This window comes from Thiorhodovibrio litoralis (assembly GCF_033954455.1).
Taxonomy (GTDB): domain Bacteria; phylum Pseudomonadota; class Gammaproteobacteria; order Chromatiales; family Chromatiaceae; genus Thiorhodovibrio; species Thiorhodovibrio litoralis.
Genome location: NZ_CP121473.1, coordinates 4470040 through 4495060, shown reverse-complemented (window position 1 = coordinate 4495060; position 25021 = coordinate 4470040). Strand labels below are relative to the sequence as shown.

The following is a 25021-nucleotide window of genomic DNA, read 5'->3' as shown; positions in this document are numbered from 1 at the left end:
GCCTCGCCTCCAGTTACAGCATTGTGCCGCGGACGGTGGGCCCATCCCGGCGTCAGTCCGATAGCGACTCGACGCTGATTCTCAGCCGCATCCAGCAACTGCCGACCTTGCGCGAAGACGACGACATGCGCAAGGTTTTCGACCTGTTCAAGCACCACAGCGAATGCAGCTTCTTTCCTGTGCTCGACCGCGCCGACAAGCCCCGGGGCCTGGTGTGTGAGAAAGACCTCAAGCGCTACATCTACTCAAGCTACGGCCGCGAGTTGCTCTCCAATAGCGCGTACCGCAAACGCCTGATTGATTTTCTCACCCCCTGCCCCAGCATCGACATCCACTGTCCCGCCGAGCGCCTGCTCGAGGCCTACGCCGCCGCCGACAGCCCGCCGGGCATGATCATGACCGAGAACTTCACCTACGCCGGTTTCATCTCCCAGGCGGCGCTGTTGCAGATTGTCGACAGCAAGAACCTGGCCGCGGCCCGGGACCAGAACCCGCTCACGCGCCTACCCGGCAACAACACCATCATCGACTACGTGCAGCAAGTGCTTGAAGACCATTGCCAGGACTATTGCCTGGTGTATTTCGACTTCGACAACTTCAAGCCCTTCAACGACACCTATGGCTTTCGCATTGGCGACCGCGCCATCGCGCTCTTTGCCGACCTGCTGCGCAAGCTGCTCCCGCGACAGTCCTGCTTCATCGGTCATGTCGGCGGCGATGATTTTTTCGCCGGATTCCGCGCGCTGGTACACGAGGATGTCCACCAGCGCGTTTCCGACCTGCTCGACCAATTCCAGCACGAAGCGCAGAGCTTATACGACGCGGCCACCCGCGAGCGCGGCTATATCGAGGCCACCAATCGGCACGGAGACCTGGTGAGGTTCCCGCTGCTGAGCTGCAGCGCCGCGATGCTCTGGATTCCCGCGACCGCTGCCGCCTTCACGCTCGAGGACGTATCCCAGATCATCGCCCGACTGAAAAAATCCGCCAAGGCCTCCCCCATTGGACAGGCCGAGGCCACAATCGATGCCGATGCCATCACGGGTGAGCGCCCTGATGCCTAATCGGGAGCTCTAATCAGGCCGCTTCGGCCAGAGGCTCGGGAGCTTTGGCCGCATCGCTGCCAAGGACTTCGCGAATCTCGGTCCAGCGCAGCAACTCCATGCGGCCATCGTGATGCTCCACTAAGGCGGTGCAACTCTCGACCCAATCGCCGCAGTTGCAGTAATCAACGCCGTCGATTTCGCGCATCTCGGCATGATGGATATGACCGCACACCATGCCGTCGACGCGATGCTTGCGCGCTTCGGTTGCGACGATCTGCTCGAAGTTGCCAATGTAATTCACCGCGTTTTTGACCCGGCGCTTCAGAAAAGCCGCCAAGGACCAATAGCGCAGCCCGAGGCGACGGCGGATGCGGTTCACGGGCTGGCTGATGCCCAGGATCAGATCGTAAAGCGTGGCGCCAATGTGCGCGAGCCATGGGCCTTTCTGCACCACGTGGTCGAATTTGTCGCCATGCAGCACCAGCAGACGGCGACCATCGACCGTGGTATGGACCACCTCGTCGCGGATGGCGACGCCGGCAAAATCCTCGCCGAGATGCCCGCGCAGCAGTTCGTCGTGATTGCCCGGAACATAGGTCACTTGGGTTCCGTTGCGCGCTTTCTCCAGCACAGCCTGGACCACCTGTTGGTGCGCACTAGGCCAGTACAGGCCCTTGCGCAAGGCCCAAAGATCGATGATGTCGCCCACCAGATACAGCTGGCGGCAGGCTGTCGCGCGCAGAAAATCGCGCAGAAAATCGGCCTGACAGCCATGAAAGCCAAGATGGATATCCGAGATCCAAATGGTGCGATATCTCAGCGGCCGCAAGGCCTCGACCTGACTCATTCTCATCCTCCCCGCAGCTGCATGCGTGCTGGCAAACTCAACGCCTTGATCAATTTGGCGCTATGGTTACCGAGCTTTGTTGCGATGCTGTTGAGAGGAGGTGAAGGTTGGGTTAAATGCGCGTCAGTTAGCCGGTGCTAGCACACGCAAGAATGCAGTTTTGAGATAAGCGGTTTCGACAATGGCTGGGTGCACCGGATGATCCGGCCCCTGACCGCCGTCGAACAGCAATTGCAACTCGCGCCCAGCGCTGCGGGCGGCCTGCTGAATGCTGTGGTGGAATTCCTGGCGGCTGAGATGATGCGAGCAGGACGAGCTGACCAGCAGTCCATCGGGGGCCATTAGCTCCAGCCCCAGTCGGTTCAGCCGACGGTAGGCCTGCAAGCCTTCCTTGTGATCCTTGCGCTTTTTGATGAATGCTGGCGGGTCGAGAATGATCAGGTCGAATGTGCGTCCTGCATCCCGCAAACATCGCAGCACGTCGAAGGCATCGCCTTGGAGTAGATCGGAGACGCGCTCATCCAGGCCATGGCGCTCGGCGGTGGCGCCGACTTTTTCCAGAGCTCCCGCTGAACTGTCGACAAAACTTAGCTCGCGCGCACCGGCGCTGGCAGCGGCAAAGCCCCATGCGCCCAAATAGCAGCAGACATCCAACACCCGCTCGCCGATGCCCGAGCGGCCGACGCCGAAGCGCGCGAGCATTCGCCGATTCTCGGCCTGATCATAGAACCAGCCGGTTTTTTGCCCCTGCACCGGGTCGATGTGGTACTCAATGTCGCCTTCGCGCAGACTGATCTCTCCCTCGAAGCCGCCCAGCGCCCACTCGACTTGCTGCGGTAGGCCCTCGAGTGCGCGCACCGAGATATCGTTGCGCAGCAGGATGTGCTTCGGTCGCAGAACCTGCGCCAGCGCCGAGAGCACCTCGCCGCGCTCGCGCTCCATGCCCGCGGTGGTGATCTGCACCACCAGCAGTTCGCCATAGCGGTCAACGATTAGCCCCGGCAGTCCGTCACTCTCGCCATGCACCAGCCGATAGAAAGGCGCGGTATACAGCCGCTCACGCAGGCTGAGCGCCTGGTGCAGCCGACCCAGCAGCAGCGCCGGGCTGAGCGGCAGCCTGCGCTCGCGACTGACCAGCCGCGCGCACAGCAGGGAGTTGGGGTTGACATAACCATGGCCAAGCCAACGCCCACCTTGCGCGATCAGCTCCACCGGCGCCCCCGGCTCCAGTCCCTTCAGCGGCGAGCGCGCCGTATCGACTTCATTGCTGTAGACCCAGCAATGCCCGGCCAGCAGGCGGCGCTCCTGGTCTTTCTTCAAAAACAGTGGCGTGGTATTCATAGTGGGTGGTCGTTATTCTCCGAGGTTAGTCCCGCCAGTACCGAGCGGAAACTGCGCAGTCCCGCCTCCAAATTCTCGATGATCTCGGCGGCCAGATCCTCGGGTTCCGGCAGATTGTCGAGATCGGTCAGGCTCTTGTCCTTCAGCCAGAAGACATCCAGGCTGGTTTTGTCGCGTGCGATCAGCTCCGCGCGGCTGTAGGTGCGCCAACGCCCCTCGGCGTTGGTGTCAGGGTTCCAGGTTGGTCGGCGTTCATGGCGGTTGCGCGGCTGGTAGCAGGCGATGAAATCCGCCAAATCTTCGAAGCGCATCGGCTTCTTCTTCAGGGTATGGTGAACGTTGGTGCGATAGTCGTAGTACCAGACCTCCCGGGTCTGTGGATCTGGGCTCGCCGGGCGGTTGTCGAAGAACAGGACGTTCGCCTTGACCCCTTGGGCATAGAAGACTCCCGTTGGCAGCCGCAGAATGGTATGCAGATCGGTGGTTTCCAATAGCTTGGCGCGGATGGTCTCGCCGGCTCCGCCCTCGAACAGCACGTTATCTGGCACCACCACTGCGGCGCGCCCGGTGGTCTTGAGCATGGTGCGGATGTGCTGCACGAAATTGAGCTGTTTGTTTGAGGTGGTCGCCCAGAAATCCTGCCGGTTGTAGGTCAGCTCCTCGGTGTCCTCCTCGCCCTCGTCATTGGTGAAGCTCATGGAGCTTTTTTTGCCGAAGGGCGGATTGGCCAGAACATAGTCGTAGGTCGTTGGGCTCGGAGCGATGAGCGCGTCCTGCGGCGAGATCATGCCCTCGCTGTCGATTTCGCCGATGTTGTGCAGGAACATGTTCATCAGGCACAGACGCCGGGTATTGGCGACGATCTCATGGCCGTGAAAGGTCTGGTGCTTGAGAAACGCCTTTTGCGCCTTGTCGAGCTGGTGATTGTCGGGGTTGTTGAGGAAGTCATAGGCGGCGAGGAAAAATCCCCCGGTGCCACAGGCAGGGTCGGCGATGGTCTTGCCGGGCTCAGGGCGAACGCACTCCACCATCACGCGGATCAGCGCGCGCGGCGTGAAATACTGCCCGGCGCCAGACTTGGTGTCCTCGGCGTTCTTCTCCAGCAGCCCCTCGTAGATGTCGCCCTTCACATCGGCGCCCATCATGACCCACTGCTCCTCGTCGACCATGTTGATCAGCCGATAGAGCTTGGCTGGGTCCTGAATCTTGTTCTGCGCCTTGGTGAAAATCTTGCCGAGCATGCCGGACCGAGTGCCCAGCTCGCGCAGCAGATCGATGTAATGCGCTTCCAGTTCCGCGCCGCGACGGCGCTTTAAGCTCTCCCAGTCGTAGCGCGCCGGGATGCCCATCTCACGGCTGTAGGGCGGCTTGGCATACTCTGCCGCCATTTTGAGAAAGATCAGGTAGGTGAGCTGCTCGAGATAGTCGCCATAGCCCACGCCATCGTCGCGCAGCGTGTGGCAGAAGCTCCAGACCTTGGAGATGATGGAGGCGGTGTTCATTCGGTTGGGTAGCCTCGATTCATTTCAGTCCTTCGTTCTCCTGCTCCTTGGTGGTGGTGCGATCAGGCGCTTAGCGAGCTCGTTTTCGCGTCTGCGATAATCCGTACAGATGGCTTTCATATCATTCCCGAACCTCGCTGCATGCGCGCGACGGCCTCGACGGATCTCTTCGACGATCGGATCACTGTTCACGGTTGTTCGGCAGGTCACTGTCAAGCATTGTTTGAACGCAGTCCTCCAGCGGTTGGAGGTTGCGTTCAATGACGGAGGCGATGGTCAGCGGATCAATGTCGCCAAGATAGTTGTGCACGAGGATGTTGCGAAATCCGCTGATCTGGCGCCAGGGGATTTCTGGATGGGCCTCTTTCATGGCTTTTGGTCGTTGCTGTGTCGACTCGGAGAGTGTCTGCAAGTTACGCAGTGCGGCATCGTAGAGGACGACGTCCTGCGTCAGGTCGCCTCGGGAATCGATCAGCCGAATGCGCCCGATGGCGTCCAGGATGTGACGTGCGTGGGCTTGCCAGGTTTTGCTCATAAGGCGATCGCCTCGGTCAGGACCTGATCACGGATGTGGCGGCTGAGCTCATGTTCGGGTATTAGCTCGACGCGGCGGCCAAGCAGATCGCTCAGGCGATCGGTCAGTGGCAGCCGCTGCGCAAAAAGATCATAACCGCGCGGAAGCTCGACCAAGAGGTCGACATCACTGTCTGGCCCTTCCTCACGTCGGGCAACGGAGCCAAACACCCGGATGTGCCGCGCACCATACTCCTTGCCCAAGGCGATAATAGTCTCGCGCTGTGCCTGTAGCGTATCGATCAACATAGCTTTCAGACCGGCACGGTCCGCTTTTGGCGGGGTTGGCGTCTGCCTTTGGGCTGGTTTGTTTCAGTTTGAGCAGCTTTGTCCGCGCGAATACGTTCGAGCAGCACCGATGCGGGTTCGTCGTAGGGGTCCTGGGGGACGAGTTGGCCGGAGAAGGCTTTTTTGAGGATGGCTTGGCGGAGGGATTCGGTCCGTCGTAGCTCGGAATCGATCACTGATGTCAGGTTTTCTTCGACTGTAAGCAATTCATGGATTTTTTGAACGATGAATTTCTGCTCGTCAAGCTCTGGAAAGCGAATTTCGACCGATCGAATATTGTCGAGATTCAATCCGGGCTTTCCTGCTCCATATGCCATCCCCTTTAGCTGTTTCCGGCCTGCTGACTCAGCAGTCAGGTACCAATAAAGATATTCGGGATCTGCATTTTGCTTCGGGCGGCAAAGTGCAACATGCTGGCTGACATAGGCAGTTCCAATATCGGAGTGAATATATCCAGTTTTGGTAACATTGGCGCCCGTTATCGTGATCAGCAAATCGCCGACTCGAACGCGCGTCCGCATCCCTTCGGACTGCTCTGGAAGCTGCACATAAGCCACATCACTAAGATCGAGTCGGTCATGCTTCAGATTCTGGGCGCGAATGAAAATATCGCCATTGCTTGAGTAGTATTTCGCCCAGCCTCTTGAGCCGGAGGTGACATGTGATAGAAGGGAGCCAAATAGAATCTGTTCCCAAGGAGCTCGATTCTTATTCCTGCGCCACAGAGCTGTAAGCTTGCAATCAAAAGCGTGCTTAAGCACGGCCAGGCGATAGACCTTGAGTTGCCCTCGGGCGGTTTTCAGGCTTTCGATACCCTTGTCCAACTCAGAAAACAGTTCTTCAATTTTGGCTACGATGCGTCGTTGTTCATTGATAGGTGGGGCAACCAAAGGCACTGAACGAGCAAGATTTCGCGATGAAACGCTTGCTTGATTGACATGCTTGACGCAGCGATGAAGAAAGTACTTCATCATCCATAGGTAGTGAATCTGTAGTGCAGCAAATCGGGGATCTATTGCAGTATTGAACCTGAGTCTTGTCATGTGGTTCGAAAATGCGACCCCGATCGCAAGCTTAGATACGAGAGCGGTTTTTCCAATCAGCTCTGGGCTATTTGTGTTGTTAAATAAAACATCTCCTTGCGATAGACGGCGGTTGTCATGCTCTCTGGCAACATGCTTGACCTCGTCCAAATCCACTTTGCCTTTACGAGAAATATTCATTGGGCGCAAATGTGGCACGCCTTCTGCGTTCGAGTTGTGTGTGCCACAGGAAAACCCGGGCTGTATTTCATCGGTGAAATGGCCTATATAATCGACAGCCCAACTCGAAGGGATTGCGTGGATGTTGATCGGGTAATGAAGACCAGTATCAATCTTGGGAACTAAAGTCACGCAGCCAATACCTCATTCAACTTCTCAATAACCTCATCCATCCCCTCGCCAAACAACTGATACATCCGACCAATCCCACCCTGGCCATCGAAAGGCGCCAATTCCAAATCATCTCGCTCGAACCGGAACGACCCAGCCACATGATCGCGAATCATGCGCAGCCAGGCCATTTGCTCTTCGTTGAACTTCTCGCCGGCGCCGCTGTGGCGGCGCATGATCCAGTTCTGGAAGTTGCGGCGCACGGTGTCGTCGTAGGGTGCGATGCGTTGGTCGATGCCGCAGACGCGCCGGATCAGGGCGACCAGGGTAGTCAGCTCGCTGATCGGGCTGGCGGTTCCTGCCGGTAGCTGGTCGAGTTGAGAATAGGCTTGCCACACGCGCAGCGGGGCGAGCTTGGGGCGGTCCTGGCGCAGCTGGTCGAGCAGGCTTTGGATCATGCCATAAGTGACCGCGGCGCGGCGGGCGGGCTGGGTGAAGAAGATGGACAGTGCCTCGATCTGGTCGCGGTGCTCGCTGAGATATTGCGCGAATTCTTTCCGCAGTGCGGCGGCGTTTTCGGCCGTCTCGCCGGCCCAGTCGGCGGTGACCAGGTTGTCGAGATTGTCGTGGTCGATGATTTGTTCCTTGTCGCGGCGGATGCTGTCGAGTAGTTCGATCAGCGGGCCGGTGAAGATCCGGGCGGCTTCGCCGACCAATTCATCCCGCGCCTGGTCGCGCTGGCTGTCGCCGGGCTCGCCGAAGCCGTGGTCGCTGCCGGTGATAATGCGCGCGCGTTCTTCGATGCGGTCGGGATCGATGGCGTCAACCAGGGAGCGAACGATGGTGGTGAGCCGGGTGCCGCCGGCGGCGGTCTGAATGCGTGCCCGCTCCGGGTCGTCGAGTTGCTTGTCGAGGCGGGCAAGGCGTCCGGCCAGGGAGCTGACGCTGTCCTCGTCGCGCACGCCCATCATCACACCAGTGGCGAGATCCTTGAGCGGGACCGAGGGTTTGGTGATCAGTGGCCGGCTCGCGGTCTTGAGTGAGCGGGTGACGCCAACTGCATCGACGATGACATAGTGGGTCTTGGCGGTGCAGGCCGATGGCGTGACCTTCTTCAGTCCGTCGGCGTCCAGGGTGCGGGTGCCACGGCCTTTCATCTGCTCGAAGTAATTGCGGCTGCGCACGTCGCGCATGAAAATCAGGCACTCGAGCGGTTTGACGTCGGTACCGGTGGCGATCATGTCCACTGTGACGGCGATGCGCGGGTGATAGGCGTTGCGAAACTGGGCCAGAATGGACTTGGGGTCCTCGCCTTTTTCGAGCAGCCCGCCGTCCTTGTCCTGGCGGTCGCGCGCGGCGCGGTAGGTGACCTTCTTGCAGAAGGCGTTGCCTTCGTCAAAGACTTCGCGCACGATCTGGATAATGTCGTCGGCGTGGCTGTCGGTCTTGGCGAAGATCAGGGTTTTGGGAACCTCCCGGCGTCCGGGAAAGATGCGCGCAAGGCTGTCGCGATAGGCGCTGATGACGGTGCGAATCTGGTCGGGATTAACCACCGACCGGTCTAGGTCCTTGGCGGTGTAGGTCTCATCGGCGTCCTGCATTTCCCAGCGCCGGCGGCGGGTGAGGCGCTCGCGGCGCTCGACCTGCTGCTTGGCTTTGATGACGGCGCCTTCCCTGGTGCGCCCGGTCTCGATCTCAAATACCTCGTTGCCGACATTGACGCCATCGGCGACGGCTTGCTCGTGCGGATACTCGCTGACGACGTTCTTGTGAAAGAAGCCATAGGTGCGGCTGTCGGGCGTGGCGGTCAGGCCAACCAAGAAAGCGTCGAAGTATTCGAGCACCTGGCGCCAGAGGTTGTAGATGGAGCGGTGGCATTCGTCGATGATGACGACGTCAAAGAACTCAGGCGGAATCCAGGGGTTGTAGACGACCGGCAGCGGCTGTTTGCCCTTGACCAGTTGCTCGGCCGGGTTGGTTTCCTCGGCCGCCTCGTCCAGCGATTGGTCTTTGAGGAGCGCGTACATGCGCTGGATGGTGCTGATGCAGACCTGGCTGTCCCGGGCGATGTGGCCGGAGCTCAGGCGCTGAACGTTATACAGCTCGGTGAATTTGCGATTGTCATCATTGGGCACGAAGGCCATGAATTCCTGTTCGGCCTGCTCGCCCAGGTTGCGGGTGTCGACCAGGAAGAGCACGCGCTTGGCATCGCCAAATTTAAGCAGCCGATACACTGCACTGATGGCGGTGAAGGTCTTGCCCGCGCCGGTCGCCATCTGGACCAGGGCACGCGCCCTGGCGGCCTTGAGAGAATCTTCCAGATTGATGATGGCGCGCACCTGGCAGTCGCGCAGTCCGCCGGTGATCAGTGTTGGCAGCTGGCCAAGCCGTGCGCGCAGGGAGGCGGGCTGCTTGGCCCATTCAGCCAGGGTCTCGGGACGATGAACGCTGAAGACTTCGCGCGAGCGCGGTTTGGGGTCTCGGGCGTCGGTGAAGCGGGTGATGACGCCGGTGCATTCGTAGACGAAGGGCAGGGGTTTGGTGTGATGGAGCCATTTCAGCCGCGCGGCGGCGTAGGTCTCGGCCTGAAGCTCTACCGTGGTGATTTTGTGGCCCCAATCCTCAGGCTTAGCCTCGATCACGCCAAGCGGCTGGCGGTCGACAAAGAGCACATAATCGGCTGGACCGACGTCGGTCTGGTACTCGCGCACGGCGATACCGGGGCCGGCGTTGAAATCGAGCGTTTTCTGTTTCTGCACGACCCAGCCCGCAGCGGCGAGCTGCCGGTCGATGGCGTCTCTGGCGAGTTGCTCGGCGTTCTGGTTGGCGGGTTCCGCAGTCATTCCTCGCGACCTGTCCGTGAGTCTATCCCCGTTGCGGGTGCCTCATCGGCCAGATTTTGCCACAGATTGTCAGTGGCGATTGCGAAATAGGGCAAGGAAGGTTGATGGTGCCGAGGAGAGGACTTGAACCTCCACGAGCTTTCGCCCACATGGACCTGAACCATGCGCGTCTACCAATTCCGCCACCTCGGCAAAGGGGAGCGGTGCGAGCCAGAACGGCTGCAGCGGAAGCGCGAATCTTAGTGAGCCGGGGGGAGGCTGTCAACTTGCGCGTGCGCGCCTTTTTGCGTTGTTGCGCGCGGATTTCGTTGTTTCAGGTCAGCGGGGGTTGGCGATATCAGGTGTTCGCCTTGGGTGTCGCAAGCCAGTGTGCGCTAGACTAGCGGTTTTTACCGAGCGATATGCCAGGTGACCGTGGCCAGACGCAAGAAGACTCAATCGACAAAGGCCCTCGATCCGCACCGCGAGCGTGAGGCGAGGAAGTACGACAACCCCATCCCCAGCCGCGAGTTCATTCTCGAGACCCTGACCGACGGCGGGGTGCCGATGGACTTTGAGGCCGTTGCCCAAGCGCTCGGCCTGACTGACCCCGAGCAGCAGCAGGCGCTGGAGCGCCGCCTTGGCGCCATGGTGCGCGACGGGCAGCTGGTGCGCAATCGCCGCGCCGCTTACTGCCTGGTCAACAAGAAGGATCTGATCGCCGGGCGGGTAATCGGGCATCCGGATGGCTTTGGCTTCCTCAAGCCAGATGACGGCGGGGATGATCTTTATCTCTACCCGAAAGAGATGCGCGCGCTCTTCCATGGCGATCGCATTGTCGCGCGGGTGACCGGGCGCGACCGGCGTGGGCGGCTCGAAGGGGCGGTGGTGGAGGTTCTCGAGCGCAACACCCAGTCGGTGGTGGGGCGTTTTTATTCCGAGAGCGGTGTTGGTTTCGTGGTGCCGGACAACAAGCGGATCAATCACGACATCATCGTCCCGAGTGATCGCGTTGGTCAGGCGACCAAGGGCCAGATCGTGGTGGCGGAGATCACCGATCAGCCCACCAAGCGCACGCAGCCGCTTGGGCGGGTTCAGGAAGTCCTGGGCGATCACATGGCCTCTGGTATGGAGACCGACATCGCCATCCGCGCGCACGATCTGCCCGTTGCCTGGCCCGAGGCGGTGCTGGCGCAGATTGCCGATCTGACCGAGGAGGTGCCGGAAGCGGCCAAGGCCGGGCGCGAGGACTTGCGCGGCTTGCCGCTGGTTACCATCGACGGCGCCGATGCGCGTGACTTCGACGACGCCGTCTATGCCGAGCGCAAGCCCAAGGGTTGGCGGCTGTTGGTGTGCATTGCCGATGTCTCGGCCTATGTGATGCCAGGCACGGCGCTGGACGAGGAAGCCCGCGCGCGCGGCAATTCGGTGTATTTCCCTGATCGGGTCATCCCGATGCTGCCGGAGGTGCTGTCCAACGGGCTCTGCTCGCTCAATCCGCAGGTCGATCGCCTGTGCACGGGGTGCGAGCTTTATGTCAACCGCGAAGGCCGGGTGACCCGCTCGCGCTTCTTCGAGGGCGTGATGCGCTCGGCTGCCCGTCTCACCTATGATCAGGTCGCGAGCCTGTTGAGCGATGGGCGGATCGATGGCGAGCCCGAACTGTCTGAGCAGCATGCCGAGTTGCTGCCGCACCTGCATGAACTGCATCAGCTGTTTCATGCGCTGCTTGAGGCACGCAGCGAGCGCGGGGCCATCGACTTCGATACGGTCGAGACCCAGTTCATCTTCAACGAGCAGGGCCGCCTGGCATCAATCGAGCCGCGCACCCGCAACGATGCCCATCGCCTGATCGAAGAATGCATGCTCGCGGCCAATGTGGCCGCCGCACGGCAGTTCGAGCGCAGGAAGATGCCGGCGCTGTTTCGCATCCACGAGCAGCCCAAGGCCGAGAAGCTCTCCGACCTGCGTGAGTTTCTTGCCGAGCTCGGGCTGAACCTGCCTGGCGGCGACAAGCCCACTGCCAAGGACTATGGCACCCTGCTGGATTCAGTGCGCGGGCGGGCGGATTTTCATCTCATCCAGACCGTGCTGCTGCGCTCCATGCAGCAGGCGATGTATAGCTCGGACAATGTCGGCCACTTTGGTCTGGCCTACGAGGGCTATACCCATTTCACCTCACCGATCCGCCGCTATCCGGACCTAATCGTCCACCGCATCCTCAAGCACATTCTGGCCGGTGGAAGTGTGGCGGAGCTGGATTACTCCAAGCCCGAACTACAGCAGATTGCCGAGCATTGCTCAGGCACCGAGAGGCGCGCCGACGAGGCCACCCGCGATGCCGCCGACTGGCTGAAATGCGAGTACATGCGCGACAAGCTCGGCGAGCAGTTCGACGGCACCATCGTCAGCGTGCAGGGCTTTGGCCTGTTCGTCGAACTCGACGATGTCTATGTCGACGGGCTGGTGCACATTACTGCGCTGGATAACGACTTCTACCACTTCGACCCCATCGGCCACCGACTCAATGGCGCCCGCACGGGCCAAGTCTATCGGCTCGGCGACCGGTTACGGGTGCAGGTGGCGGCAGTCAATCTCGATGACCGCAAGATCGACTTCGTGCTGGCACCCGCGGACAAGAAGTCCGAGGGCGCGAAGCGCTCCCGCCGTCGCGGCAGCCGTAAACGCGCCGCTAGCTGAACCGTGGTCGCAGCGGACTAGCGCAGAGCAAGGGAGAGCAGAGCGAATCACCATGGCCAAGGGGAATGGGAACGCCAAGGCGGGTGGCAGGGGCAAAGCGGATGGCGCGGGTAAAGCCTGCGTCAGCAACGCGGATGGACTGGTGAAAAGCGCAGGTGCCGCGGTCGTGATTGGCATCAATGCCGTGCGCGCGGCCCTGAACCAGGGCGGGGTGCGCGAGCTGTGGCTTGACCGCGCCCGGCGCGATCGTCGTCTGAATGAACTGGTCGAGCAGGCGCGCGCCGATGGTGTGCCCGTGCGCCGGCAGGCCCGGGATGCGCTCGATGATGCCGCCAGTGGCGGTAATCATCAGGGTGCGCTGGCTTGGACCGATGCGCCGGTCGCTCGCACCGAGGCCGATCTGGACCAGTTACTCGCGGCCGGCCCGCGCGACCCGCTGCTGCTGGTGCTCGACGGCGTCACCGACCCGCATAATCTGGGCGCCTGCCTGCGCTGTGCCGACGGTGCTGGCGCACTCGCGGTCATTGCCCCGCGCGATCGCGCCGTGGGGCTGAATGCCACGGCGGTCAAGGTGGCCAGCGGTGCCGCGGCCAGTGTGCCTTTCGTGCAGGTGACCAATCTGTCCCGCACCTTGACCCAGCTCCAGGAGCGCGGGGTCTGGGTTCTTGGGCTGGCTGGCCAGGCATCGCACAGCCTGTTCGAGCTCGAGTTAAAGGGCCCGCTCGCACTGGTGCTCGGCAGCGAGGGCAAAGGCATGCGACGCCTGACGCGCGAGCACTGCGACCAACTTGCGGCCCTGCCGATGCGCGGTCAGGTCGAGAGCCTGAATGTCTCGGTCAGCGCCGGGATTTGTCTCTATGAGGCTGTGCGCCAGCGGTTAGCGGTTGCGGCTTAAGCCCAGACCAGCGGCGATGTCTGCAGCTCAACCTTATTTTGGATGCGTCATGATCAGTAGCGCGCAATTTTCGTCTCTTGGCGCCTGGACGCGCCAGTCCGTGACGGCAACTGTCTTGCTGACATCTCTGCTCAGCGCGGCGGGTTTCGCCAGCGAGCGGGCTGGGGAAGTCGCGGACACCGAATCGCTCAATGACCTGCTCTCCATCATCGACCAGCAGACGCAGCTTGCCACCAAAAGCGGCATGAATGCCGATTATGTGCCAGGCATGGCGACGATTTTAACCGGCGATGATCTGCGCGCGCGTGGCGTGCGCTCGGTCAGTGAGGCGCTGGCGCTGGTGCCTGGCATCAGCCAGGCCATCGAGATGACCGGCGAGCGCCAGATTCTGAGCCGCGGCATCGGCTACGGCTACGCCTCGGGCAATCTCAAGATCCTGCTCGATGGCGTGTCGATGAACGCCACCCTCTATGCCACCGCCAACCCGGTGCTCAACATTCCCATCGAGCAGGTCGAGCGCATCGAGGTGATTCGCGGCCCTGGCGCCTCGGTGCATGGGGAGTATGCCTTTGCTGGCGTGATCGATGTCATCACGCGCACGGGCGACCGCGAAGTCTCGGCCTCGGCGATGGAGGACGGCGATTACGGTGGCGGCCTGATGTGGCACTGGGCCGACCCCGAACGCGATCTGGCGTTGTCGGTCAATGCTTACGGGTTGGATGGCGACGGCGGGGTTGATGTCGCCACCGATGCGGCCTTCAACCTCGGCATGCCCGAGATCTCCAATGCCCCGGGCCTCTCGAATGAGTCGCATCGCTATCGCGGACTCTTTGCCGACATCCGCTGGGGCGCTTTCTTTGGCTCAATCAAGCTGCTCGATGATGACTACGGCGACTATTTCGGCATCAATCACTTTTTGCCGCCGGATGATGACCGGCTGGCCTCGCGACAGCGTTACCAATCCTTGCAGCTTGGCACCGATCTGACCTTCAATGCGCGCTGGCGCAGCCGGCTGCGGTTCGAGGTACTTCGCTACGAGCGCGATCGCGATGACCTGTTTGTGTTTCCCACCGGCTATTTCTTCGACGACGAGTCGGTAGTCATGAGCCAGGATTATCAGGAAACCCGCTATTTAATCGCCGCCGATACGCACTGGAACCCGAATGATCGCCATCAGGTCCTCTTTGGTCTGGAAGCCAGTCATGTCGCGGTGGACGAGGCCACCTGGGACTGGCCAGCGGCGTTTGAAATCGACTTCCCCTGGCTGGATGACCAGCGCAACCGGCGCATCCTGAGCGCGATCGTGCAGGATGAATTCCGCCTCAACGAGCGGCTGACCCTGACCGGCGCGCTGCGCTTTGATGACTACAGCGATGTCGGCTCGCATCTCAGCCCGCGGCTGGCGGCAGTTTGGCGCATCGATGCCGAGAACATCATCAAGGCGCAGTATGCGCGCGCCTTTCGTCCGCCAACCTTCTACGAGCAGGAATACTCCGCCAACGATGACATCGGCTTTGGCGAGATTGCGACCTACGAGCTCGGCTACATCCTGAAAAAGCCGACCTGGGAAGGGCGGGTGATTGTGTTTCACTCCGAGTTGACTGATCCGATCGTCTTCTACAACCCTGAGAGTGCCTATGCCAATGTCGCTGATGCCCGACTGCAAGGTGTGGAGTTTGAGTATCAGCAGCGCCTGCGCCGCGATCTTAAGCTCGATGGCAACCTGTCCTATGTCCAAACCCGAGATGAAAGCAGCGGCCGCTCGCTGCCCGGCGGCACCAACCTGCTGGCGAATCTGGCGCTGATCTGGCGCCCGGCGCCGGCCTGGACTCTGGCCGCGCAGCTGGCCTATGTTGGTGAAACTGAGCGCCGCGAGGACGATGACCGCGACCCGCTCGAGGCCTATACCACGCTGGACCTGACGCTCAGTTATGCCAAACCCGGCTCGGGTCCCTTCGCACGTCTCGGGGTCAAGAATCTCGCCAATGCCAATGTGCGCTACCCCGATCAGGAGGCGAGCGCTGGCGGTGTCGACTGGATCTACGCTGACGATTACCCCCGTCCCGACCGGCGCTGGTGGCTCGAGCTTGGGTACGCGTTCTGATCGCGTGATCCCGCCCGAGTCAGGCTCCAGTCCTGGCAGTCCGCGCATCTCCGCGCGGCGGCGTCTGCCTGTTGCCTTTTTGTGTCTGGTGCTGGTGGGTGTCGCGCTAGCCCAGGCAGCGGCGTTGGCGGGCGGCCTGTGGCCGGAGGAAGAGCAGCGCCTGCGGGTCGGGCTCAAGCTCTTTCCCGCCGTGCTCGGCGCTGTAGAGGACCTGAAGCGGGACCACAGCCGCGATGGCCAGTTGCATATTGCGGTTGGCTACCAGACGCTAGATGCCAGCGTGCGTGAGGTGGTGAGCTCCATTGAGGAGGTTGGGGAGGTGCAGGGGCTGCGGCTTAAGGTCAGACCCGTACCCATTGCTGACTTGCTTGAGGAGGCGGACGCATCGCTGGCCGCGGTGTTCGTGGCGAGCGTCGGGATGGCCTCGGCACAGTTGCAGCGTCTGTCTGAAGGGCGCGGCGTTCTGGTCTTTTCCCCTTTTACCGGCGATGTGGCTCGAGGCGCGGTGGCTGGGGTCTATGTCACCGACCGGATTCTGCCAGCGGTCAATCTCGCGCAGGCCGAACGCGCCGGTCTGCGGTTCAAGGCGTTTTTCCTGCGGGTGGCCCATCATGAGGAGTAAGCGCGGCTTTATGGGTTCCCTGCATCGCTCGCTGGCATTCGAGCGCAATCTAGCGATTTTGTTCGCCAGCCTTGGCGTGCTGCTGATGGCCTTGATGACCGGCTACTGGCTGCTGGTGCTGGAGCCCAATCTGCGCGCCGATGCCGAAAGCCGCGTGCGCGCCCTGGCCCAGGCGCAGGCGCGCAGTCTGGAGGTGCTGTTCGGGCTCGACCTGGCGCAGTCGCGATTGCTCGACGAACTCGACACCCGCATCAATGGGATGCTGTTGCTCAAGGAGCCTCAGGATGACTCCAAGCTGACGCTGCGCATCGAGCTGGAACTGGACCCCGATAGCGTTGCAGTCCCGCCTGAGCGCCAGCGCCTTGCGCGCGGACAGGCGCAGTGTACCGACTGCCTGAAGGTCGATGCGCCCCTCTATCATCCGCGCAATCAACAACTCATCGGTATCGCCACCTTTTACTGCAATACAGCTTCGTTGAACCGCCTGATCGGCGATGTACGGATCAGACTGATCTGGGCCGGTGGCAGCATTCTGGCCCTGATTGTTGTGGCCTGGCTCGGAACTGTGCGGTTGCTGCTGCGTCTGCGCGAAAGCGAATCGAATGTGCGCAATTTGCTCGACGTCGCCCCCTTCCCGATCCTGCTGCTGGAGCAGGACCAGCGGCGTATCGCCTTGGCCAACAAGGCGGCGCAGCGTTATCTGGAGCTCGTTCCCAGTGCGACCGGGCGGCTCGATAGCCTGGCCTGGCGAAAGATCAGGGCACTGGGGATGGACCTGTCCGGACCCGATCGGCGCGAGATTCAACTCAGCGCAGAGGACGGCGAACCGCGCTGGGCCATTCTGTCCGCAACCGAGGTGAATGTCTCGAACGCGCCTCACCCGGTGGTGTCGCTGGTGGATGTCTCCGAGCTAAAGGCCGTGCAGCAGCGACTGCACCTGGCCGCTAACACCGATGGACTGACCAAAAGCTACAACCGGCGTTTCCTGTTCGAGCGGCTGGAGGAAGAGATCGCCCGTACCGAGAATGACCGCCATTCGCTCTCGGTGATCTTGTTCGACCTGGACGAGTTCAAGGCCGTTAATGATACCTATGGCCATGCCGTTGGCGATGCGGTGTTGATTCAGACCGCCGAGGCCATGCGCGAGTGCATTCGCGCCGCTGATACCTGCGGGCGTTATGGCGGTGAAGAATTCCTCGTCATTCTGCCCTTCGCGACCCGCAATACCGCTGCCGAGCTCGCCGAGCGCATCCGCGTTGGCATCGAAAGCCTGCCCCCGATCCGGCCCAATCTGAAATTGACCATCAGCGGAGGCATTGCCGAGCATTGTGGAACCGACGTCGACAGCCTGCTCGAAGCCGCCGACCGCAATCTCTACCTGGCTAAGCAGCAGGGGCGTAACCGGGTGATCGGCTAAGCGGTCTCTGCGCGAATGCCGCATAATGACTACTCTGGTCGCGCTCGGCAGACGCCAAAATACACTTAAATCAAGTGCGACAAGAAGCAATCTGGCCAGGGCATTTTTCGCGTCGGAGATATGGCTTTATCCACACGGACACCTCGATTCGGCACTGGCATGCTTGTCCTGCTATGCGCGGGGCTGTCAATGCCGGAATGCGGCATTGGCCGCGAGGCTGCGGGGGAGTTCGATCCATCAGAGCAGGGGTTGGAGAGCCGGTCGCTCGAATCCAAGGTTCTTGACGTGATCGCTGACGCGACGGAGATTGCCACCAAGAACCGCATGAATGCTGACTATGTGCCCGGCATCGTGACCATTCTAAGGCGCGATGAGATGATGGCTCTGGGTGTGCGGACTGTGGCGGAAGCTTTGACTCTGGTGCCTGGCGTGGTCATCGACCGTCGGCAAGAAGGTCTTTTCACTGCGTCTTTTCGTGGCATTGATAATGGAAATAATGAAGTCAAGGTTCTGATTGACTCCGTGCCGCTGAATAACAGCCTCGCGGGAAACTCGACGTACTTCGAGTTACCGATTGCGCAAGTCGAGCGTATCGAGGTGATTCGCGGCCCTGGCTCCGCGCTCTACGGGGAATCGGCTTTCGCTGGCCTGATCAACATCGTTACATACTCGCAACCCTACGCACACCTGCGCTACGGTGACAATGGCACCACGGAAGTCGGTGCTATCTACCGCTTTGACGACCCCGAGCGAGACCTTTCGCTGCGAGTGAACCTGGCAGGCTGGGATAGTCGCGGGGCTGATCTGTGGGTTGAGAGAGACCTGCTCCATACCATCGGGCTGGCTTCAGTCTCCAATGCTCCGGGGCCGGTCGATAGTGGTGAGCAATATCGATTCGGACAGCTTAACCTTGATGTGGGCAATGCCTCGCTGTTCGCGCAATATCAGTTCAGTCGCAAAAACGCGTTCTTCGGTAGCACCGGCGTCCTGCCTGATCCGTCCCGCCAAAACGATCGTTTGGATGGAAGTCAATGGTTGCTTCAGGGCCGCGTTGACTTTGCGCCAATGGCGAATCTAAACGGTGCTTTGATCCTCCGCTGGCAACAGATAGACTCTTTCTTAGACAAACTCCTGCGGCCTCCCGGTGCGCCTGCGGTGCCAGGCAGTCCGGTACTGCCAGATGGGTTGTACACTGAGAGATGGTTTTCGGTCATGTCGACCAAAGCCGAGAGCTTTCTCGAATGGACGGGCTGGGACTACCACAAGTTGCGCGTGGAGTTCAGCGTTGCGAGGGATGAAGGACTCGATGCATGGCGCGCCTTTAACGCCGATATCTTTACCTTCGAGCCGTTGCCCGGAATGCGTCGCTATTCGGGAGAACTTGCGACTTTCTCGCCAGACGCGGCTCGCACCATCAGCAGCCTGGCGATTCAGGATCAGTGGTCCGTCCTTGAGAATCTCGATCTGACGCTCGGCGCACGCTATGACCATTACAGCGATGTTAGCGGCAGTTTTTCCCCTCGCTTTGCCGGTGTCTGGCGCATCAACGACAGGCACGTGGTTAAAGCTCAGTTTGCCGGTGCGTTTTTTCCGCCCACGCTGCTTCAGCGGTATTATGTCCCGTTGCCGCCGACAGAGCAGGAAACGCCGGATCAACCGCAGCGCGTTCACACGGCGGAGATCGGCTACATTTTCCGCAAGCCGAACACTGTCGCCCGCCTGACCCTTTACTACTCCAAGTTATTTGACATCATCGTCACGACTCCTGAAGGCATCTTCAATCGCGGCAAAGAGCGTCTGAAGGGGGTCGAACTCGAGTGGGAGCAGCGGTTCTGGCGCGACTTCAAGCTGAATGCCAATCTGAGCTATGCGGACACCTTAAACGAGGAGACTGGTGGCCCCGTCCCCGGCGCGGCAAAATGGCTCGGTAATCTTGGCGTTTTCTACAATCCCCGCAAAGATGTTCTGCTCGCTGGGCGCTGGCGCTACGTCGGCGATCGGGCGCGAGATCCGCTGGATTCGCGCACCGACCCTTTGGGTGCATACAACGACCTGTCCCTAACGCTGAGCTGGTTCGACGTTGGAGTCAACGGGTTAACGGTGCGCGCTGGCGCGACCAATCTATTGAATGAATCCATTCGCTCCCCTGCGCCAATGGATACTTACGAGTACGATTACCCGTTGCTGGAGGGACGTGCTCTTTGGATTCAGTTTGCTTACACGCTTAATTAATTATCGTCTCGCGTTCGTTGCGACGCTTGGCAATCCCGGTTTCTGATGTTTATTCATGGGATCTCGCTGTTAAGGATGATTTCGAGGCAGGCCGGGGCGTCAGTCAGGCAATCTGAAGGTGCGTCTTGGACGGCGAAATGTCAGCTCGTTAACTGCATTCGCGTTGTCTTGTTAATGCTGCTGCTAGCGTGCGTGCTGGGCGCAAGTCTTCAAGATGCGCTGGCTACGGGCGCGAGTGAAAGGCGTCGGGTTGAAATTGGCCTGAAGATCTTTCGCGCCACGCTGGCCGCTGATCAGAATCTGCAGCGCAAGCTCGATCAACAAGAGCGCCTGGCGATTGTTCTGTTCTTCGCCCATGACCGAGCCTCGGCGGAGCGCTACCGGCAACAGCTCGAGCAACCGGGTGGGCTACTGGCGTATCGGCTGCGTGTCGTGCTGAGTGATGATCCTGCCTTGCAAGAGCGTTCCGAAACTCCCCCAGCGGCTGTTTTCATCACTGAGTCGCGCCTGCCACTGGCGGATTTGCGCTCGCTGCAGGCCTTCTCTGCCCGTCACTCCCGTCTGCTGTTTTCCCCGTTTGAGGCTGATGTGGAACGGGGTGTTGCAGCTGGCGTGTTTATTGGAGCCCGGGTCCAGCCTTATGTGAGCCTGAGCGCGCTGCGAGAGAGCGGCGTTAAGTTGCAGGGTTTTTTCCTCGGTATCGCTAAAACGATTGATTGAGCGCCTGTGCCATGAATGCTCTTGCCCGTTGGATCACCCTCGCGTTTGTGCTTCTTGCACTGGGGCTTGGCGCGCTGATTGAAGGGTATTGGCGGGGCGCACTCAAGCCAGGTCTTCAGAACGAAGCCCAGCATCAGGCGAATCTATTGGGGCAGGCCCAGGCCGATCGTCTGGCTGGGGCCTTGGTTCTCGCCATGACCGAGGCGCGCTCGCAACCGCTTAAGGATGTGCTGAACGAGGTGCTCAGCTTCAAGGAGAAAGACACCGGCCAGCCCTTTTTCTCCGCGCTTGCGATCGAACTGGCGCCTGAATGGGATGAACTTGATCCGCAGCTGTTGCAGCAGGGCGACCCGGCATGTGCGAACTGCCTGGTGGCCGAGGTGCCCCTGCTCGACCCGCGCGATTACCATTTGATCGGTCTCGCCCGCTTCTTGACCACGGATCAGTTCCTGCGCGAGCACCTGAAGGTTTTCCGACGCCACCTGCTGATTCAATCAGCGCTTGGCGGTGCCTTGCTGATTGTTGTCTGGGTTGGCGCGTTGCTGCTGACGTTGCTCATGCACCGCCAGCGCGATCGTCGCCAGCGCGCCGAGCAAACAACGGCCTGGACCCAGGCACGCTACGAGCGGTTGCTCAACCGCCTGCAGGGCTATTTCGTCTACGCCCGATCAGCGGATGGCCGGCTGCTCTTTGCCAGTGACTCCGTGCGGGAGGTGATGGGCTGCGAGCCGCAGGTATTCTGCCGTGAGCTCGAGCGGTTTCTCGTCGATGTCAGCAGCGCGTCTGCGGTGTTTCCCTTAGGCGTGGGTGACGTGCAGCTATCAGCCAGCAGCGTGGTGCGGGTGCGCAATGCCAGGGGACAACTGCGGCAGCTTGAATGCACCGAAACCCTTGCTGTCGATGCTCCTGATGGGACCAGGGTCATCGAAGGTGTCGCGCGCGATGTCAGCACCCAGAAAGAGCTCGAAGCCAGTCTGCTCGAAGCCAAAGAGCGCGCCGAAAGCGCTAGTCGTGCCAAGACGGCGCTGCTCGCCAATGTAAGCCACGAGCTGCGCACGCCGATGTCGAGCATTATTGGTCTGGCCAAGCTCCTGCTGCAGGCCGATATTCCTCCGGCGCAGCGCGATCGGGCCAGCAAGATTCGCGCGGCAGCGCAGTCTCTGCTCAGGATTCTCGATGACATTCTGGCTGTCTCCAAAATGGAAGCCGGGCGGGTCAGGCTCGAAGAACGCAATTTCACGCTCGATGAGGTACTCGAGCAGATTGCCAGCTTCGCCGCGATCAGAAACCGGGAGCCAATGCTGGACATCGCTTTTGCCATCGGTCCTGGTGTGCCGCGGCATCTGCGCGGCGACCCTGTGCGACTGGGGCAAGTGCTCCTGAACCTGACCAGCAATGCGATCAAGTTCACCCCGAGCGGTTCGGTGTTGCTGTGTGTCGAGCAGGTCGTGCCAGAGCCAGAGCCAGAGCATATCCGGGGCCTTATCCGGAGAGGCGCCGGGGGGAGCGGCCCAGGAAATTCCGGCGAGGATCACGCCAGGGACCGCGTCAGACTGAAATTTGCGCTTGAAGATACTGGCGTTGGCATTGCCTCGAAGGACCTGCAGCGCCTGTTTCAGCCCTTTTCGCAGCTAGACAATTCCGACGCCAGCAGCGCTCAAGGCGGGACCGGTCTGGGGCTCGCGATCTCGCGCCATCTGGTGCGACTCATGGGCGGGGACATCGAGGTCTATAGCTATCCCCAGCGGGGCAGTATCTTCCAGTTCACCGCCGAGCTTGGTCTGTCGCGGGACGCTGAACAACCGAGCGAGCTGAACTGGCCGGAGCCTGGCACGCGTGCCCTAGTCGTCAGCGAGCGCGAATTCTCCCAAGCACTCTTGGGGCAAGCACTCAATCACCTGGGTTTGGCGGTGGCATTGGCGGCCTCGGGCACTGACGCCCTGTCCATGCTTGGCGACGCTTGCCGCAAGGGATGTGCTTTTTCGCTTGTGCTCTTGGATGCTCGCCTGGCAGATGCCCAAGCCGATGCTCAAGTAGCCACTGTCGTACGGCAATTGCGCCAGCACCCGGCGATCTCCCCCAAACCGGCGCTTGTGCTGATTGGAACGCTCGGCGCGGTGCAGGGTGCCGAGGCTCAGGCTGGCGATGGAGTCTTTGACGGCCTGGTTACGCAGGCGATGTCGCACGCTGCATTGCGAGGGGCGCTGCTGAGCGCATTGGGCCAATCGCCGCCACAAGAGAATGCTGCATCCAGGCTGCATGCGCTCAGCGGGCAGATTCCGCCCGGTACCCGGGTTCTGGTAGCTGACGATCACGCCGTCAACCGCGAAATCGCGGTCGATGTCCTGAAAGGATTGGGATTCGAGGTGACCGCCGCCGCCGATGGATTCGAAGCGCTCGCCTGTCTTGGGCGGGAGAGGTTCGACGCTGTGCTGCTCGACATCCGCATGCCCGGCCTCGATGGTTTTCAGGTGACAGAACGCCTGCGCGCCGACCCGCGCCTGGCGGATCTGCCGGTCATCGCACTGACCGCCCATGGGATGATCGAAGGCGAGCACCTGTGTCGCGCGGCGGGAATGACGGCCTTTTTGAACAAACCGCTCGACGAAACCGAGTTGTTGAAAACCTTGCTGCCATATTTGCGCGGTCGCGATGCCAAGGGGCCGGGTGATCGCAGGAATGACCAGGCGCCTGCCTGGGCCGGCACCGAGGCTGACTTCCACAGTCAGCTGAGTCGGGCCATGCCAGCCATGACCGATTATCTCGCGCGCGAGCAACAGGCCGATGCCATCGCCCTGGCGCAGCGTCTGAAAACAGCCGCGCGACTCGCCGGCGAAGTGCAGGCTGCCGAAGCCCTGGCGGATTTGCAGCGGGCGCTGGTCAAGGGCGAGTCCAGGGATGTGTCGACCCGCCTGCTGGAGCAGGCGCTGAATGAGACAAGACAATCACCCGGCGATGAGGCCCCATCAGCCAGTAACGACAACCAGTCGGCCGAGACGGCGATGCCCTGAGCTTTCCCTCGCCCTCCCCGGCGGGTTTATCCTGCAGCGGTGTCAGGCAGGCTGGGCCGCGCCTCTGGCCGCCATCTGTTGGACCTGCTGGGTTATCCGGGCAATGCGTCCGCGATCAAAGCCCAGGCGTTTCGCTGCGTGTTGAATGCTATTCAACTCCGAGCGTGAAAGGTGGCCGTCTGCCAGTGCCAGGCGGATGAGGTTTTTCAGCTGCTCTTCGCTTGCCGTGCGGCTGGGTGGGCCGCTGTCGCTCATGGTTTTTGCTTTGTTCAGCATGTCCAGGAAACGGCCATCATCCCAGCCCTGCTTACGTGACCAGCGCCGGAGGAATTCCTCCTCCTTGGGGTCCAGCTTGCCGTCGGAGAAAACCAGCTTTGCCAGTTCGATGAATTCCAGCTCTTTGATGTCCAGGGTTTGCAGTTCAGGGCCGTACTGGGTTTCCAGTTGCTGGAAGACCGCGTTTTGGGTTTTCTTCTTGCGTTTGCGCAGAGCCAATGTGCCACCGCCGATCAGAGCTGCGATTGCCAGCAAGACGGCCGGATTAGCGATCAGATAGCCACCCAGCATGGTCACCACTATCAGCGGGAGCCCCAGCGCCAGAGAGAGGACGAAGGAACCCGATCGCGCAAGGCCGCCAATCAAGGGGATGGAATACAAGAACCCGAGCATTGCGCTGAAGAAGATATTGAATCCGATAATCACCACCGCTGATGCTGCCCCTCGCACAATCCACTTTAGTCGGCTGATGTGCGCCGCCATGGTGGCCAGGGCGGTTTCCCTTTCGCCGGCGACGATGTGATGGAGAATACCGCTGTCCTGAATGATCGCATTGATCATCCCAGTGCGGGCCTGCGAGGTATCCGCCACGCCCCGGCCCGCTTCGGCCTTGCCGAAATAGGTCGCGGTCGTGGGCACTCGAATGCCGGTGTAACGAATTCGCTCATCGCCCATGTTGTCGACTTCACCCTTTGACAGGTAGAGGTACTCGCCCCGGTCTTCGAGCACGGGATTCGTGATGCGCAAATCAAACGGCGATATCTCGACAGAACTGTCGACGAATTCGATGCGTGCGCCATCGATCGTCAAATCGCCGACTTGATACTCGGTGGGGGTCAGTGTGCGCGAGGAAAGCTGCTGGCTGATGCCGTTGTTGCGGGAGTTGCTCTCCACGCTGCTCATCCAGCGCCGCGACCAGGTCACGCGGTCGTCGGAGTCCGTCTCCTTGTCCCAGGCGTAGATCTCGGCGTCGCGGCGTACCATCAGGTACCCGGTGAAGGCTTCGACATACTCCCCTGGCAGGACCAGTGATTGATCCATGCTGCCGGTATAGGAGAAGCGCTGCTCCGGGGTCAGTTCTTGCACCGACTCGACAGCCTGGGTTTTCTTGGCTGCCTGGTGATAGTCGAAGCGGTTCTCGTTCTTCCAAATCGCCCCGAGGGCAACGAACACGATGATAGGCCCGACAACGAAACTGCCCCACTTGTCTCTCGGCTCTCTTGCCATTCTTTGCACCCGATAATGTCTTGGA

The 25021-nt window shown here is 60.9% G+C and carries 17 protein-coding genes and 1 tRNA gene; 9 read left to right on the top strand and 9 right to left on the bottom strand.

Annotated features, from left to right (window positions below; translation table 11 throughout):
• Window positions 1-125: 125 nt before the first annotated feature.
• A complete protein-coding gene (locus Thiosp_RS20475) occupies window positions 126-1064 on the top strand; it encodes a GGDEF domain-containing protein (RefSeq protein WP_323697132.1) in 939 nt (312 codons plus the stop codon).
• Between the two features lie 13 nt (window positions 1065-1077).
• On the opposite strand, the gene Thiosp_RS20470 is transcribed toward Thiosp_RS20475, so the two are convergent.
• The 8 genes from Thiosp_RS20470 to Thiosp_RS20435 form a co-directional block, all read right to left on the bottom strand.
• Window positions 1078-1893 carry a UDP-2,3-diacylglucosamine diphosphatase gene (locus Thiosp_RS20470; protein WP_201068415.1) on the bottom strand — a complete coding sequence of 272 codons (816 nt, stop codon included), beginning with the start codon at window positions 1891-1893 and terminating at the stop codon, window positions 1078-1080.
• 123 nt (window positions 1894-2016) lie between these two features.
• Window positions 2017-3234: a class I SAM-dependent rRNA methyltransferase gene (locus Thiosp_RS20465; RefSeq protein WP_201068416.1), complete on the bottom strand. Its 1218-nt coding sequence runs from the start codon at window positions 3232-3234 to the stop codon at window positions 2017-2019.
• Entirely contained in the window at window positions 3231-4736 is a 1506-nt protein-coding gene (locus Thiosp_RS20460) for a class I SAM-dependent DNA methyltransferase (RefSeq protein WP_201068417.1), read from the bottom strand. The genes Thiosp_RS20465 and Thiosp_RS20460 overlap by 4 nt, the downstream gene beginning before the upstream one ends.
• A gap of 181 nt (window positions 4737-4917) precedes the next feature.
• The gene (locus Thiosp_RS20455) at window positions 4918-5271 is read right to left on the bottom strand and encodes a HepT-like ribonuclease domain-containing protein (RefSeq protein ID WP_201068418.1); all 354 of its coding nucleotides are present in this window, start codon (window positions 5269-5271) and stop codon (window positions 4918-4920) included.
• Window positions 5268-5558: a nucleotidyltransferase family protein gene (locus Thiosp_RS20450; RefSeq protein ID WP_201068419.1), complete on the bottom strand. Its 291-nt coding sequence runs from the start codon at window positions 5556-5558 to the stop codon at window positions 5268-5270. Before Thiosp_RS20450 ends, Thiosp_RS20455 begins: the two co-directional genes overlap by 4 nt.
• A gap of 5 nt (window positions 5559-5563) precedes the next feature.
• Window positions 5564-6991, bottom strand: coding sequence for a restriction endonuclease subunit S (locus Thiosp_RS20445; protein WP_201068420.1), 1428 nt, complete (start codon window positions 6989-6991; stop codon window positions 5564-5566).
• Complete coding sequence (locus Thiosp_RS20440) at window positions 6988-9813, bottom strand: type I restriction endonuclease subunit R (RefSeq protein ID WP_201068421.1); 2826 nt, start codon at window positions 9811-9813, stop codon at window positions 6988-6990. Before Thiosp_RS20440 ends, Thiosp_RS20445 begins: the two co-directional genes overlap by 4 nt.
• 105 nt (window positions 9814-9918) lie before the next feature.
• A tRNA-Leu gene (locus tag Thiosp_RS20435) sits at window positions 9919-10005 on the bottom strand.
• Between the two features lie 222 nt (window positions 10006-10227).
• On the opposite strand from Thiosp_RS20435, the gene rnr reads away from it, so the two are divergent.
• The 8 genes from rnr (at window position 10228) to Thiosp_RS20395 (ending at window position 23493) form a co-directional block, all read left to right on the top strand.
• Window positions 10228-12492: a ribonuclease R gene (rnr, locus tag Thiosp_RS20430; protein ID WP_201068422.1), complete on the top strand. Its 2265-nt coding sequence runs from the start codon at window positions 10228-10230 to the stop codon at window positions 12490-12492.
• A gap of 52 nt (window positions 12493-12544) precedes the next feature.
• The gene (gene rlmB, locus Thiosp_RS20425; protein ID WP_242518848.1) at window positions 12545-13387 is read left to right on the top strand and encodes a 23S rRNA (guanosine(2251)-2'-O)-methyltransferase RlmB; all 843 of its coding nucleotides are present in this window, start codon (window positions 12545-12547) and stop codon (window positions 13385-13387) included.
• Between the two features lie 100 nt (window positions 13388-13487).
• Window positions 13488-15491 (top strand): TonB-dependent receptor plug domain-containing protein, encoded by a 2004-nt coding sequence (locus tag Thiosp_RS20420; protein WP_323696678.1) that lies wholly within the window; start codon window positions 13488-13490, stop codon window positions 15489-15491.
• Window positions 15475-16113: a YfiR/HmsC family protein gene (locus Thiosp_RS20415; protein ID WP_201068424.1), complete on the top strand. Its 639-nt coding sequence runs from the start codon at window positions 15475-15477 to the stop codon at window positions 16111-16113. Before Thiosp_RS20420 ends, Thiosp_RS20415 begins: the two co-directional genes overlap by 17 nt.
• The gene (locus Thiosp_RS20410; RefSeq protein WP_201068425.1) at window positions 16103-17530 is read left to right on the top strand and encodes a GGDEF domain-containing protein; all 1428 of its coding nucleotides are present in this window, start codon (window positions 16103-16105) and stop codon (window positions 17528-17530) included. Before Thiosp_RS20415 ends, Thiosp_RS20410 begins: the two co-directional genes overlap by 11 nt.
• Before the next feature lie 159 nt (window positions 17531-17689).
• The gene (locus tag Thiosp_RS20405) at window positions 17690-19762 is read left to right on the top strand and encodes a TonB-dependent receptor plug domain-containing protein (RefSeq protein ID WP_201068426.1); all 2073 of its coding nucleotides are present in this window, start codon (window positions 17690-17692) and stop codon (window positions 19760-19762) included.
• Window positions 19763-19936: 174 nt separating this feature from the next.
• Window positions 19937-20482, top strand: coding sequence for a hypothetical protein (locus tag Thiosp_RS20400; RefSeq protein ID WP_201068427.1), 546 nt, complete (start codon window positions 19937-19939; stop codon window positions 20480-20482).
• An 11-nt stretch (window positions 20483-20493) separates the two neighbouring features.
• Window positions 20494-23493, top strand: a complete 3000-nt coding sequence (locus Thiosp_RS20395; RefSeq protein ID WP_201068428.1) for a response regulator — start codon at window positions 20494-20496, stop codon at window positions 23491-23493.
• A 42-nt stretch (window positions 23494-23535) separates the two neighbouring features.
• Here Thiosp_RS20395 and Thiosp_RS20390 read toward each other — a convergent pair whose 3' ends face one another.
• The gene (locus Thiosp_RS20390; RefSeq protein ID WP_201068429.1) at window positions 23536-24996 is read right to left on the bottom strand and encodes a TMEM43 family protein; all 1461 of its coding nucleotides are present in this window, start codon (window positions 24994-24996) and stop codon (window positions 23536-23538) included.
• Window positions 24997-25021: the final 25 nt, after the last annotated feature.